Raw genomic sequence first — 13,061 nt, 5'->3', positions numbered from 1 at the left:
TGGATCCGCGGGATCCGCAGTATCTGGCACGTATCAGTCAAAACTGGGAATAATGTTGGCCTTGTCGATCATATCGATCGGCAACAGGAACTCATGGTCTTCTACCTGCACCACGACATCCTGCTCTTCTACACCGCGCAGAAGGCCTTGAAAGTTGCGTCGACCTTCGAAGGGCGAGCGCAGCTTGATCTTCACTTGTTCACCGGCAAACGAAGCGAACTGTTCAAGGGTGAACAGAGGGCGTTCCATGCCAGGCGAGGAAACTTCAAGGGTGTATTCGGAAGTGATTGGATCTTCGACATCCAATACACCGCTGATTTGACGGCTGACGATGGCGCAGTCATCCACCAATACGCCGCCTTCCTTATCGATATAAACGCGCAACAGTGAGTGGCGACCTTGAGCCGAAAACTCAATACCCCAGCATTCATAGCCAAGGGCCACGACCACCGGGGCCAACAAGGCCTGCAACTGTTCTAGCTTGCTCGACACCTGAACCCCCTCGTGCATGTTTGTGCATGCTGTGCAAATAAAAAAAAATGGGCGAATAGCCCATCCCTGAAACGCCGTTGAACAGCGGCGTTATAAAGTGTCCAGCTAACAAAAAGCCCCTTGGAAGGGGCCCCTGAAACTGGTTGCGGGAGCCGGATTTGAACCGACGACCTTCGGGTTATGAGCCCGACGAGCTACCAGACTGCTCCATCCCGCGACAAAGCTGGGGCGGAAGTATACGACCGATCCCTTACAGGGTCAATGTAACCCTTCCACCTACAAGAAAGCCCGCAATCGCGGGCTCTCCTGATAATTGGTACCGAGAAGGGGACTCGAACCCCTACACCCTATGGGCACAACCACCTCAAGGTTGCGTGTCTACCAATTCCACCACCTCGGCAATACAGCGTTTGAAACCTTCTTACTTCTGCTCTTGAGCTGGAGGTACGTCAGTCGCCGGATTGGCCGACTGTTGCTCTTGAAGCACCGGTACATCATCAGAAGCCGGTTGTTGCTTTGGTACTTCCAACACCGCTGGGTTTGGCAAACCTACTTGAGTCAGCTCTTGAGCCTTCTCTTTAGCAAAGTAACCTAACCCCAAGCTGGTTATGAAGAAACCGGCGGCGAGTATAGCAGTAAACTTACTAAGAAAGGTAGAGGAACCTTGGCTTCCGAACACAGTATTTGAAGCACCTGCACCGAAAGACGCACCAGCATCCGCACCTTTACCCTGCTGCAGCAATACCAGGGCAACTACACCCAATGCACCCAGCAGATGAAAAACGACTACGACTGTTTCCAGCATTTTTTCAGTTTCCCGCGGCGCGACAGATCGCACCGAACTCATCTGCATTCAGGGACGCTCCACCAATGAGCCCCCCATCGATATCCGGCATGCCGAACAGTTCGACCGCATTGGCCGCCTTCACGCTGCCGCCGTATAGAAGCCGCACACCTCGTGCCACTTCAGAATTCTCTGCCGCCAACTGCGCGCGGATGGCGGCGTGCACATCCTGCGCCTGTTGCGGCGAAGCAGTCAGTCCGGTGCCAATGGCCCAGACCGGCTCGTAAGCAATGACCGCCTTTGCAAAAGCACCGATACCCAGACTTTCGATGATGCTGCCCAGCTGACGCCCGACAACCTCAAGGGTTTTCCCGGACTCACGCTGCTCAAGGGTCTCCCCTATGCACAACACCGGAATCAAACCACAAGCCTCGGCCGCCGCAAACTTGCGAGTCAGAGCCCCGTCCTTCTCACCCATGATCATGCGGCGCTCGGAGTGCCCGACCAGGACCAGGGAACAACCTGCATCCACCAACTGACTTGGCGCAATCTCACCGGTCAACGCGCCTTGCATGGATTCCACCGCAGAATTCTGCGCGCCGACCGAAATCGACTTGCCTTTCAAGCCATCAACCACTTGATTGATATACAAGCAAGGCGGGAATACCGCGACATCAACACCGCTTGGCAAGGCCAGATGACGAAGGCCGTTGATCAGCTCAGCGACGCTGGCGCGGGTACCGTGCATCTTCCAGTTACCAGCTACCATAGGGCGACGCATGCTGTACCTCGTCGGTCAAAGTGGGCGCAGATGTTACCCAACCGATTGATGACTGGCAAGCCGAATTCAGGCAGAAACTTCACTAACAAGCTTCGCCAGCTCTTCAGCATAACCGCGGACCTGTGCTTCATCCTCGCCTTCGACCATGACCCGCACCAACGGCTCGGTACCCGACTTGCGCAATAGCACGCGCCCACGCCCGGCCATAGCTTGCGTTACGCGCTCGCTGGCTTGCTTGACCGTCGCATGCTCCAGAGGGTTCGCACCTCCGCCGAAACGTACATTAATCAGCACCTGCGGACATTTGCGCAATGCCTGACGCGACTGCGCCAGTCCTTCATTGCGCGCCTTGAGCGCCATCAGCACTTGCAAGGCAGCAATAATCGCATCACCAGTGGTGGTGTGGTCAAAACAAACGATATGCCCGGAGTTCTCGCCCCCGATCACCCAATTGCGCTCCAGCAGCTCCGAGATCACATAGCGATCACCGACGTTGGCCCGCACGAAGGGAATATCCAGGTCCGCCAGGGCCAGCTCGAGCCCGAGATTGCTCATCAACGTCCCCACCACACCGCCCTGCAGCTTGCCGCGCCCGTGCAAGTCGCGAGCAATGATGAACAGCAGCTCATCACCATCGACGACAGTGCCGGTGTGATCAACCATCAAGACCCGATCACCGTCACCATCAAAGGCAATCCCGAGATCAGCCTGCTCGGCCAGCACAGCCGCTTGCAGCGCCTCGGTATGAGTGGAACCGCAATTGTCGTTGATGTTCAGCCCGTTAGGTTGGGCGGAGAGTACGACAACCTCTGCCCCCAACTCGCGGAATACGCTTGGTGCGACTTTATAAGTTGCGCCATGAGCACAATCGACGACAATTTTCAGGCCCGAAAAGCTCGTACCGGTGGGCACGCTGCCTTTGCAGAATTCAATGTAACGACCTGAAGCATCGTTGATCCGCGACACTTTACCGATCTTGCTCGACTCAACCACAGTCATCGGCGCGTCCAGCAGCTCTTCGATCATCAGCTCGATATCATCCGGCAGCTTGGTACCCTGGCCGGAGAAGAACTTGATGCCATTGTCATCATGCGGGTTGTGCGAAGCACTGATCACGATACCTGCCTGGGCCTGGAACGTGCGCGTCAGGTAGGCGATGGCCGGCGTCGGCATCGGGCCGAGCAGCATCACATCGGCGCCCGCCGAAGTCAGGCCGGCCTCAAGCGCCGATTCGAACATGTAGCCGGAAATTCGCGTGTCTTTGCCAACCAGTACCTTGCAGGCGCCCATCTTGCGGAACGCCATGCCGGCAGCCCAGCCGAGCTTGAGCATGAAATCAGGGGTAATAGGGTATTCACCGACCCGACCACGAATACCGTCGGTGCCAAAGTATTTCTTGCTCATAAGTGCTCCGTCATTCTTATTCGGCTGAATCCACTGCTGCGATCATCCGCACAACATCCATCGTTTCGGCCACATCATGCACCCGCAATATGCGTGCGCCTTTTGTAATAGCCAGGGCCGCCAGCGCAAGACCGCCGTACAGGCGCTCCCCCACGGGACGACCCAGGGCATTGCCTATCATGCTCTTTCGCGAAACCCCGACCAACAGGGGCCGCCCCAGGGCATGCAAGGCTTCCATATGTTTGAACAGGCTCAGGTTGTGAGCCAGCGTCTTGGCAAAGCCGAACCCGGGATCAAGAATGATCCGCTGCGCAGGAATGCCTGCGGCGGCACATTGATCCAGACGCTCCACGAGAAACTCACCGACTTCCCTGGTCACATCATGATAGTGCGGGTCGTCCTGCATGGTTCCGGGCTCGCCCAGCATATGCATCAGGCACACCGGCAACCCCGTAGCCGCTGCGGCATCCAGGGCACCATCGCGCCGCAAGGAACGAACGTCGTTGATCAAACCCGCTCCAAGTCGCGCAGTCTCACGCATGACCGCAGGCGTGGACGTATCCACCGAGATTATGACATCAAGCTCGCGATGGATGCGCTCGACAATCGGCGCCACACGCTCCAGCTCTTCGGTGGGCGAAACCGCGCGCGCACCTGGGCGAGTCGACTCGCCGCCGACATCGATCAGCGTCGCGCCGGCGGCGACCATGGCCTCGGCATGCCGCAAGGCAGCATCAAGCTGACTGAATCGACCGCCATCGGAAAAGGAATCGGGAGTGACATTGAGAATGCCCATGACATGGACATGGGACAAATCAAGAACCCGGTTGCCGCAAGGCAACCGGGTTGAGGACTGAACAGAAGTCATTTCAAGCCTTAAACGTCAGCAGCCGGACCGCCAATCGGTGTCTCCGGACGCTCGCCCTGTACCGCCGGAGGCGTACCGGACGTACCGGTGCCGCCGCCCGACCAGTCACGAGGTTCGCGAGGCTCGCGCCCTGCCATGATGTCGTCGATCTGCTCGGCATCAATGGTTTCATACTTCATCAGGGCATCAGCCATGGCGTCGAGCTTGTCACGGTTATCCGTGAGGATCTGCTTGGCGGTGCCATAGCACTGGTCGATGATGCTGCGCACTTCAGAGTCGATCAGCTTTGCCGTCTCGCCAGAGAAGCTTGCGTGCTGGCCACCGCCACCACGACCGAGGAACACTTCACCCTCTTCTTCGGCATACATCAGTGGGCCCAGTTTTTCGGACAGGCCCCACTTGGTGACCATGTTCCGGGCGATCTGACTGGCACGCATGATGTCGTTGGACGCGCCGGTGGTCACACCGTCAAAGCCCAGCGTCATTTCTTCGGCAATACGGCCACCGTAGAGCGAACAGATCTGGCTGATCAACGCCCGCTTGGACAGGCTGTAACGATCCTCTTCCGGCAGGAACATGGTCACACCCAAGGCACGACCGCGCGGAATGATCGAGACCTTGTAGACCGGATCATGCTCAGGCACCACACGACCAACGATCGCGTGACCCGCTTCGTGGTACGCCGTGTTCTGCTTTTCCTTCTCGGACATGACCATGGACTTGCGCTCCGCGCCCATCATGATCTTGTCTTTGGCCAGCTCGAACTCTTTCATTTCAACGACACGCTTGCCGGTACGAGCAGCGAACAGCGACGCCTCGTTGACCAGGTTCGCAAGGTCGGCACCGGAAAAACCCGGCGTGCCACGAGCGATCACTGCCGGAGCGACGTCGTCACCCATCGGCACCTTGCGCATATGAACCTTGAGGATCTGTTCGCGACCACGAATGTCCGGCAGCCCCACCACGACCTGGCGGTCGAAACGGCCTGGACGCAACAGCGCAGGGTCGAGCACGTCCGGACGGTTGGTGGCGGCAATCACGATGATGCCGTCATTCATTTCAAAACCGTCCATCTCGACCAGCAACTGGTTGAGGGTCTGCTCGCGCTCGTCGTGACCACCACCCATGCCGGCGCCACGATGGCGACCGACAGCGTCGATTTCGTCGATGAAGATGATGCAAGGCGCGTGTTTCTTGGCCTGTTCGAACATGTCACGCACACGACTGGCGCCCACACCGACGAACATTTCAACGAAGTCGGAACCGGAAATCGTGAAGAACGGTACTTTGGCTTCGCCGGCAATCGCTTTGGCCAGCAAGGTTTTACCGGTACCCGGAGGACCCACCATCAGCACGCCGCGCGGGATACGGCCGCCCAGGCGCTGGAACTTGCCCGGATCACGCAGGAATTCAACCAGCTCGCCGACCTCTTCCTTGGCCTCATCGCACCCGGCGACGTCGGCCAGGGTGGTCTTCACCTGGTCTTCAGAGAGCAGTCGGGCCTTGCTTTTGCCGAAACTCATCGGCCCGCCCTTGCCACCGGCACCGCCCTGCATCTGGCGCATGAAGAACATGAACACCGCGATGATCACCAGGATCGGGAAGCTGGCCACCAGCAGCTGGGTCCAGATGCTCTGCTGCTCAGGCTGCTTGCCTTCGACCACGACGTGGTTGTCCACCAGATCGCCGATCAGGCCGTTGTCCTGAATCGCCGGACGAATGGTCTTGAAGCTGTCGCCATCGGTGCGCTTGCCGGTAATCACATAACCATCGACGGCAACGCGCTCGACCTTGCCATCCTTGACTTGCTGGATGAAGTCGGAATAGTTGAGGGTCTGCGGCTCGTTAGGGCTGGAGAAGTTGTTCATCACGGTCACAAGGACAGCGGCGATGATCAACCACAGGATCAGATTCTTTGCCATATCGTTCAATTAACTACCCTCTGAAGCAAGCTCCGCTACTGGCGCGCGCTTCGCATGATATTCACCGGCCTAACTTACTACATTACCTACGACTCTGGCAGGCGCCGTCTGTAACCCTTTGTGAAACTCTGACCGCGTAATTTTCGTAACACGGCTCTTGCAAGGCGAGACAAAAAAAACTATCAGCCTTTATCAAAGACGCTCATCACTGGCTGCGCCTTCAATTCCCCGGAAGCCCCGCGCCAGTAGATACTGCTCACGAGAGCGATCGCGCGACGACAATGGCTTGCGCATCTGCACTTTGTCGAACAGCTTGCGCATCCCCTTGTGGTATTCATCAAAACCTTCACCTTGGAAGACTTTGATCAAAAAATCACCACCTGGGCGCAACACCCGCCCGGCAAGATCCAGGGCCAACTCGCTGAGGAACATGGCTCGAGGCATGTCGACAGCTGCTAATCCACTCATATTGGGGGCCATATCGGAAATCACAAGGTCAACCTGCGTATTTCCGACAGCCTCGAGAATCTGCGCCAGCACGGCGTCTTCGGTGAAATCGCCCTGAATGAAGGTCACGTCGGGGATACTGTCCATTTCCAGGATGTCGGAAGCAATCAACCGCCCCTGACCGCCGATCAGACGACTGGTCACCTGAGACCACCCCCCCGGCGCGGCGCCGAGGTCGATCACGGTCATGCCAGGGCGGATCAGACGATCCTTTTCCTGGATTTCGAGCAATTTATAGCTGGCACGAGAACGATAGCCGTCTTTTTGCGCCATTTTGACGTACGGATCGTTGAAATGCTCTCTGAGCCAGTTCTGGCTAGTCTTGGAACGGGCCACGGGCCACCTCTAAAAAATAAAACGGGTCGTGATTAACTGGGCGGTCCCGGACTCGCTCGGGTAAACTGGCCGCCGCTTTTTACAAGATCAGACGCAGGGGTCAGATTATGCCGCTCACTCAAGAGCAGAAGAAACAATACAAATCCATTGGCCACCATCTGAAACCGGTTTTGACTGTGGCTGACAACGGTTTGACTGAAGGTGTTCTAGCTGAGCTGGAACGCGCCTTGGGCGATCATGAGCTTATCAAGATCAAGCTCAATATTCTCGATCGCGAAGCCCGCCTGGCTGCCGTTGCCGAACTGTGCAAGACCGGCAAGGCAGACCTGGTGCAGGTCATCGGCAAGATGGCACTGATTTATCGCAAGAATTTCAGCGTCAACAAGCAACTGTCGAACGTTCACCGCTTCAAGTAATGCCAAAGGGTCAGGGGTGTGCTTCGCGCACCCTGCTGCTCCATCCGGGTACCGGTTGCAACACCAGCACCAACCCGGAAAAACCCAGCACCAGGTAACTGAATACCTGCCACAGGCTCGCATCCGGCCAGCCGAGACGTACAGCAAGAAACATCCCGCACGCATACAACGACATGAGCAGCAACTGCCCACGAATGTCGCGCCATAGACTGTCAAGGCCCTCGGCCTGAACCAGCACCAAAGCCTGAAACACTACGCATGCCGAGGCAAAACCCACCAGAAGCGACGTCAGCATAGCTGCGATTTCATCGATGAGCAGCGGTGCCAGGCCGATTCGACCCAGCACCGGCAGCAAACCGACGTGCAACAACCAGACGCCGCCCACCCACAACATCTGGGTGAGCTGCCAGATCATGGCGCCAGCTCGCAGCGGACGCCTTCGCTCAGATGTGACGGACTTCGACAATCTCATACTCGATGACACCACCTGGTGTCTTCACAGCCACCACATCACCCTCTTCCTTGGCAATCAAGGCGCGGGCAATGGGAGAGCCGACGGAAATCTTGCCGAGCTTGATGTCCGCCTCATCCTCACCAACGATCTGGTAAGTGACGCTTTCATCCGTCTCAACGTTGGCGATTTCCACCGTGGTGCCGAAAATGACCTTGCCAGTGTGCGGGATCGTCGTGACATCGATGATCACGGCATTCTGCATGCGGCCTTCGATATCACGGACTCGCGCCTCAACCATACCCTGCTCCTCGCGGGCAGCGTGGTATTCGGCGTTTTCCTTGAGATCGCCCAGCTCACGCGCTTCGCCAATCGCCTGGCTCAGGCGCGGGCGCTCGACCTTGGTCAGGAAAGCGTGTTCTTCCTCCAGGGCCTTCGCGCCCTGAACAGTCATCGGGTACTTGGTTATGCTCATGCCTTCAATCCTGCATGTAGATCCTGCAAGCGACGCACGGTCTTCTCGGGACCGAACTTGAGCGCTTCGCAGATAGCTTCGCCCGCAGCAATGGTCGTGGTGCAGTAGATCTTGTGCTGCAGCGCGTTGCGACGAATGGAATACGAATCGGCGATCGACTGGCGACCTTCGGTGGTGTTGATGATCAGCGTGACTTCGTCATTCTTGATCATGTCGACCACGTGCGGACGCCCCTCGGTCACCTTGTTCACGCGGCGCACCTTCAAGCCAGCCGCTTCGATCAGCTTGGCGGTACCGGCAGTGGCGACCACTTCGAAGCCCAAGTTGATCAGATCACGGGCCACGCCTGCAACCAGCGGCTTGTCGTCATCACGCACGCTGATGAACGCCGTGCCGCCAGTCGGCAGAACTTCGCTGGCGCCCATCTGGGCCTTGGCAAACGCTTCGCCGAAGGTATCGCCCACGCCCATGACTTCGCCGGTGGACTTCATTTCAGGGCCGAGGATCGGGTCCACGCCAGGGAACTTGGCGAACGGGAACACCGCCTCTTTGACGCTGTAGAAGTTCGGAATGATTTCCTTGGTGAAGTTCAGCTCTTTCAGGGTCTTACCGGCCATGACCCGTGCAGCGATCATCGCCAGGGACACACCGATGCACTTGGAGACGAACGGTACGGTACGGGAAGCGCGCGGGTTGACTTCGATGACGTAGATGTCCTCGCCCTGCAGGGCCAGTTGCACGTTCATCAGGCCGACCACGCCCAGTTCCAAGGCCATTTTCTTGACCTGCTCGCGCATTTCGTCCTGGATGTGGGCCGGCAACGAATAAGGCGGCAGCGAACAAGCGGAGTCACCGGAGTGAACACCGGCCTGCTCGATATGCTGCATGATCGCGCCGATCACCACGTCCTTGCCGTCACAGACCGCATCCACGTCCATTTCGATGGCGCAGTTGAGGAAGTGGTCCAGCAGCACCGGACTGTCGTTGGACACCTGAACCGCTTCGCGCAGGTAGCGCTTGAGCTCATCTTCCTGATAGACGATTTCCATCGCCCGACCGCCCAGTACATAGGACGGACGCACCACCAGCGGGTAACCGATCTTGGCGGCGGCGCGAATCGCTTCGTCTTCACTGCGCACGGTAGCGTTAGGCGGCTGACGCAGGTTCAGACGCTCAACCATCTGCTGGAAGCGCTCACGGTCTTCGGCACGGTCGATGGCATCCGGGCTGGTCCCGATGATCGGCACACCGGCCGCTTCAAGAGCACGCGCCAGTTTCAGAGGGGTCTGGCCACCGTACTGGACGATCACACCTTTTGGCTTCTCGACGCGGACGATTTCCAGCACGTCTTCCAGGGTCACTGGTTCGAAATACAGGCGATCAGAGGTGTCGTAGTCGGTGGACACGGTTTCCGGGTTGCAGTTGACCATGATGGTCTCGTACCCGTCGTCGCGCAGAGCCAGTGCCGCGTGCACGCAGCAGTAGTCGAACTCGATACCCTGGCCGATCCGGTTAGGACCGCCGCCCAGGATCATGATCTTGTCACGAGTCGACGGCGCGGCTTCACACTCTTCTTCGTACGTGGAGTACAGGTAAGCGGTGTCGGTGGCGAATTCGGCGGCGCAGGTGTCTACGCGCTTGTAGACCGGGAACACTTCAAGCTTGTGGCGATGAGCCCGCAGGCTCTTCTCCGTCACACCCAGCAGTTTTGCCAGGCGCATGTCGGAGAAGCCCTTGCGCTTGAGGCGGAACATGGTGGCATGGTCAATGCTGGACATGCCCAGGGTCTTGACCTTCTCTTCTTCCTTGATCAGATCTTCGATCTGCACCAGGAACCAAGGGTCGATCATGTTCATGCCGAAGATCTGCTCGACGGTCATGCCGGCACGGAAGGCGTCCGCCACGTACCAGATCCGCTCGGCACCCGGCACGGTCAGCTCACGCTTGAGCTCGCTCATGGCGTCCGGATGGCTCAGATCCAGCTTCGGATCGAGGCCGCAAACACCCACTTCCAGACCGCGAAGGGCTTTCTGCAGGGACTCCTGGAAGGTCCGGCCGATGGCCATGACTTCGCCGACCGACTTCATCTGAGTGGTCAGGCGGGCGTCGGCCTTGGCGAATTTCTCGAAGGCGAAACGTGGCAGCTTGGTGACGACATAGTCGATGGACGGCTCGAAAGACGCCGGGGTCTTCCCGCCGGTGATGTCGTTCGACAGTTCGTCCAGGGTGTAACCCACAGCCAGTTTGGCCGCGACCTTGGCGATCGGGAAGCCGGTGGCTTTCGAGGCCAGGGCCGAGGAACGGGATACCCGCGGGTTCATCTCGATGACCACCATGCGACCGGTGTTCGGGCAGATGCCGAACTGGACGTTGGAGCCGCCGGTTTCCACACCGATCTCACGCAGCACCGCCAGGGAGGCGTTACGCAGGATCTGGTATTCCTTGTCAGTCAGGGTCTGGGCGGGTGCGACGGTGATGGAGTCACCGGTGTGCACGCCCATCGGGTCGAAGTTTTCGATGGAGCAGACGATGATGCAGTTGTCCTTTTTGTCGCGGACAACTTCCATTTCATATTCTTTCCAGCCGATCAGGGATTCGTCGATCAGCAGCTCTTTGGTCGGCGACAGATCCAGACCACGGGCACAGATTTCTTCGAATTCTTCACGGTTGTAAGCGATGCCGCCACCGGTGCCGCCCATTGTGAAGGACGGACGGATGATGCACGGGAAACCCAGACGCTCCAGAACGGCGTTGGCCTCTTCCATGCTATGGGCGATGCCCGAGCGCGGGCAGTCCAGGCCGATGGATTTCATCGCCTTGTCGAAGCGCGAACGGTCTTCGGCCTTGTCGATGGTATCGGCGTTGGCGCCGATCATTTCCACACCGAACTTCTCCAGGACGCCTTCACGTTCCAGGTCCAGGGCGCAGTTCAGTGCAGTCTGACCACCCATGGTCGGCAGCAGTGCGTCCGGGCGCTCCTTTTCGATGATCTTGGCAACGGTCTGCCACTTGATCGGCTCGATGTAGGTGGCGTCGGCCATGGCCGGGTCGGTCATGATGGTGGCCGGGTTGGAGTTCACCAGGATGACGCGATAGCCCTCTTCGCGCAGGGCTTTACAGGCCTGGGCGCCGGAGTAGTCGAATTCGCAAGCCTGGCCGATCACGATCGGGCCAGCGCCGAGAATCAGGATGCTTTTTATGTCTGTACGTTTTGGCATGGGTTTGTCACTCAAATCCGCAGGTCAGTCGGCTAGGCCGTCGAACAATCTTTGCAGCGCCCAAGGGGACCACCGGTTTCGGGGCCGCCCTCGGGCTTCACGCGGTCAGCGTCGCTTGGCCATCTCGGTGATGAAGCGATCGAACAGCGGCGCTACATCGTTCGGGCCAGGGCTCGCTTCAGGGTGGCCCTGGAAGCTGAATGCGCTCTTGTCGGTACGCTCGATGCCTTGCAGCGTGCCGTCGAACAGCGACTTGTGGATCGCACGCACGTTTGCCGGTAGGGTCGCCTCATCCACCGCAAAGCCGTGGTTCTGACTGGTGATCATCACCACGCCAGTATCCAGGTCCTGGACCGGGTGGTTGGCGCCGTGGTGGCCGTGACCCATTTTCAAGGTCTTGGCGCCCGACGCGAGGGCCAGCAACTGATGACCGAGGCAAATGCCGAACACCGGGATCTCGGTTTCCAGCACGTCCTTGATCGCCTGGATAGCGTAGTCGCAAGGCTCGGGGTCACCCGGGCCGTTGGACAGGAACACGCCGTCAGGATTGAGGGCCAGGACATCTGCCGCCGGGGTCTGCGCGGGCACCACGGTCACGCGGCAACCACGCTCCACCAGCATGCGCAGAATGTTCAGCTTGACGCCGTAGTCGTACGCAACCACGTGGTACGGCAGCTCGGAAGCCTCGATCGTCGCGTGGCTGTCGGTTTTCAAGTCCCAGACCGTGGAGCGCCACTCATACTGCTTCTTGGTGCTGACGACTTTCGCCAGATCCATGCCCTTAAGGCCAGGGAAGCCCTGGGCAGCAGCGATGGCAGCTTCTTCGGTGATGTTGTCACCGGCCATGATGCAGCCGTTCTGCGCGCCTTTCTCGCGGAGGATGCGGGTCAGGCGACGGGTGTCGATACCGGCGATCGCCACAACGTTGTTGGCTTTCAGGTAGTCGGACAGGGACATGGTGTTACGCCAGTTGCTCGCTACCAGCGGCAGATCACGTATGACCAGGCCGGCGGACCAGACACGATCGGACTCGGCATCTTGCGGCGTGGTGCCGGTGTTGCCGATGTGCGGGTAAGTCAAAGTAACGATTTGCTGGGCGTAGGAAGGATCGGTAAGAATTTCCTGATAGCCGGTCATTGCGGTGTTAAACACCACCTCACCAACGGTCTGACCGTCGGCTCCAATGGCTTCGCCGCGAAAAATGCTGCCATCAGCAAGGGCGAGTATGGCTGGCTTAGTCAAGAAGACCTCCCGTAAATAAAGCCTGAAAGGGCGATCGCAGGTTGTAAAAAAGCGGAGTGACGTATGGACACGTCACCCCGCTTGTTCACTGAATTATTCTGCGCGCTTTTAGTGGACACACTAAAGCTGTAGCTTACAGAAAAAGGCTTTTTTGGTCCACCGCTA

General features: G+C 58.4%; 12 protein-coding genes and 2 tRNA genes. 1 reads left to right on the top strand and 13 read right to left on the bottom strand.

Annotated elements, in window-relative coordinates:
* Positions 1-33 precede the first annotated feature (33 nt).
* The 9 genes from rimP to rlmE all read right to left on the bottom strand — a co-directional run bounded on the left by rimP (position 34) and on the right by rlmE (position 7,094).
* A complete protein-coding gene (rimP, locus tag HU811_RS02530; RefSeq protein WP_025211790.1) occupies positions 34-492 on the bottom strand; it encodes a ribosome maturation factor RimP in 459 nt (152 codons plus the stop codon).
* A 140-nt stretch (positions 493-632) separates the two neighbouring features.
* Positions 633-709: transfer RNA gene (locus HU811_RS02525), tRNA-Met, on the bottom strand.
* Positions 710-806: 97 nt separating this feature from the next.
* A tRNA-Leu gene (locus HU811_RS02520) sits at positions 807-892 on the bottom strand.
* Between the two features lie 21 nt (positions 893-913).
* Positions 914-1,297 (bottom strand): preprotein translocase subunit SecG, encoded by a 384-nt coding sequence (gene secG, locus HU811_RS02515; protein WP_047229055.1) that lies wholly within the window; start codon positions 1,295-1,297, stop codon positions 914-916.
* Positions 1,298-1,301: 4 nt separating this feature from the next.
* Complete coding sequence (gene tpiA, locus HU811_RS02510) at positions 1,302-2,057, bottom strand: triose-phosphate isomerase (protein WP_092394278.1); 756 nt, start codon at positions 2,055-2,057, stop codon at positions 1,302-1,304.
* Between the two features lie 66 nt (positions 2,058-2,123).
* Positions 2,124-3,461 carry a phosphoglucosamine mutase gene (gene glmM, locus HU811_RS02505; protein WP_092394281.1) on the bottom strand — a complete coding sequence of 446 codons (1,338 nt, stop codon included), beginning with the start codon at positions 3,459-3,461 and terminating at the stop codon, positions 2,124-2,126.
* A gap of 16 nt (positions 3,462-3,477) precedes the next feature.
* Entirely contained in the window at positions 3,478-4,329 is an 852-nt protein-coding gene (gene folP / locus HU811_RS02500; RefSeq protein WP_092459606.1) for a dihydropteroate synthase, read from the bottom strand.
* Between the two features lie 8 nt (positions 4,330-4,337).
* Positions 4,338-6,251, bottom strand: coding sequence for an ATP-dependent zinc metalloprotease FtsH (gene ftsH / locus HU811_RS02495; protein ID WP_047229059.1), 1,914 nt, complete (start codon positions 6,249-6,251; stop codon positions 4,338-4,340).
* Positions 6,252-6,443: 192 nt separating this feature from the next.
* Entirely contained in the window at positions 6,444-7,094 is a 651-nt protein-coding gene (gene rlmE / locus HU811_RS02490) for a 23S rRNA (uridine(2552)-2'-O)-methyltransferase RlmE (protein ID WP_047229060.1), read from the bottom strand.
* Between the two features lie 107 nt (positions 7,095-7,201).
* Here rlmE and HU811_RS02485 point away from each other — a divergent pair, with 107 nt between their 5' ends.
* On the top strand, positions 7,202-7,510 hold the full coding sequence (locus tag HU811_RS02485) for a YhbY family RNA-binding protein (protein WP_003177852.1): 309 nt from the start codon (positions 7,202-7,204) through the stop codon (positions 7,508-7,510).
* A 10-nt stretch (positions 7,511-7,520) separates the two neighbouring features.
* Here the strand turns inward: HU811_RS02485 and HU811_RS02480 are convergent, their stop codons facing one another.
* From HU811_RS02480 to carA, 4 genes are all read right to left on the bottom strand, one after another.
* Positions 7,521-7,925, bottom strand: a complete 405-nt coding sequence (locus HU811_RS02480) for an MFS transporter (protein WP_186653746.1) — start codon at positions 7,923-7,925, stop codon at positions 7,521-7,523.
* A 28-nt stretch (positions 7,926-7,953) separates the two neighbouring features.
* Positions 7,954-8,430 carry a transcription elongation factor GreA gene (gene greA / locus HU811_RS02475; protein ID WP_030139783.1) on the bottom strand — a complete coding sequence of 159 codons (477 nt, stop codon included), beginning with the start codon at positions 8,428-8,430 and terminating at the stop codon, positions 7,954-7,956.
* Between the two features lie 2 nt (positions 8,431-8,432).
* Complete coding sequence (gene carB, locus HU811_RS02470; protein WP_092394290.1) at positions 8,433-11,654, bottom strand: carbamoyl-phosphate synthase large subunit; 3,222 nt, start codon at positions 11,652-11,654, stop codon at positions 8,433-8,435.
* 105 nt (positions 11,655-11,759) lie between these two features.
* Positions 11,760-12,896: a glutamine-hydrolyzing carbamoyl-phosphate synthase small subunit gene (gene carA / locus HU811_RS02465; RefSeq protein ID WP_047229063.1), complete on the bottom strand. Its 1,137-nt coding sequence runs from the start codon at positions 12,894-12,896 to the stop codon at positions 11,760-11,762.
* Positions 12,897-13,061 lie beyond the last annotated feature (165 nt).

The sequence above is a fragment of the Pseudomonas tehranensis genome (assembly GCF_014268615.1).
GTDB lineage: Bacteria > Pseudomonadota > Gammaproteobacteria > Pseudomonadales > Pseudomonadaceae > Aquipseudomonas > Aquipseudomonas tehranensis.
The sequence above is the reverse complement of the archived record's forward strand: the minus strand, read 5'-3'. Positions and strand labels throughout refer to the sequence as shown.

What these genes read in the sequence shown, in the direction of transcription:
- HU811_RS02480 (WP_186653746.1), bottom strand. Translation starts at nt 7,925, where the DNA reads ATGATCTGGCAGCTCACCCAGATGTTGTGGGTGGGCGGCGTCTGGTTG.
- glmM (WP_092394281.1), bottom strand. Translation starts at nt 3,461, where the DNA reads ATGAGCAAGAAATACTTTGGCACCGACGGTATTCGTGGTCGGGTCGGT.
- folP (WP_092459606.1), bottom strand. Translation starts at nt 4,329, where the DNA reads ATGACTTCTGTTCAGTCCTCAACCCGGTTGCCTTGCGGCAACCGGGTT.
- tpiA (WP_092394278.1), bottom strand. Translation starts at nt 2,057, where the DNA reads ATGCGTCGCCCTATGGTAGCTGGTAACTGGAAGATGCACGGTACCCGC.
- secG (WP_047229055.1), bottom strand. Translation starts at nt 1,297, where the DNA reads ATGCTGGAAACAGTCGTAGTCGTTTTTCATCTGCTGGGTGCATTGGGT.
- HU811_RS02485 (WP_003177852.1), top strand. Translation starts at nt 7,202, where the DNA reads ATGCCGCTCACTCAAGAGCAGAAGAAACAATACAAATCCATTGGCCAC.
- carB (WP_092394290.1), bottom strand. Translation starts at nt 11,654, where the DNA reads ATGCCAAAACGTACAGACATAAAAAGCATCCTGATTCTCGGCGCTGGC.
- ftsH (WP_047229059.1), bottom strand. Translation starts at nt 6,251, where the DNA reads ATGGCAAAGAATCTGATCCTGTGGTTGATCATCGCCGCTGTCCTTGTG.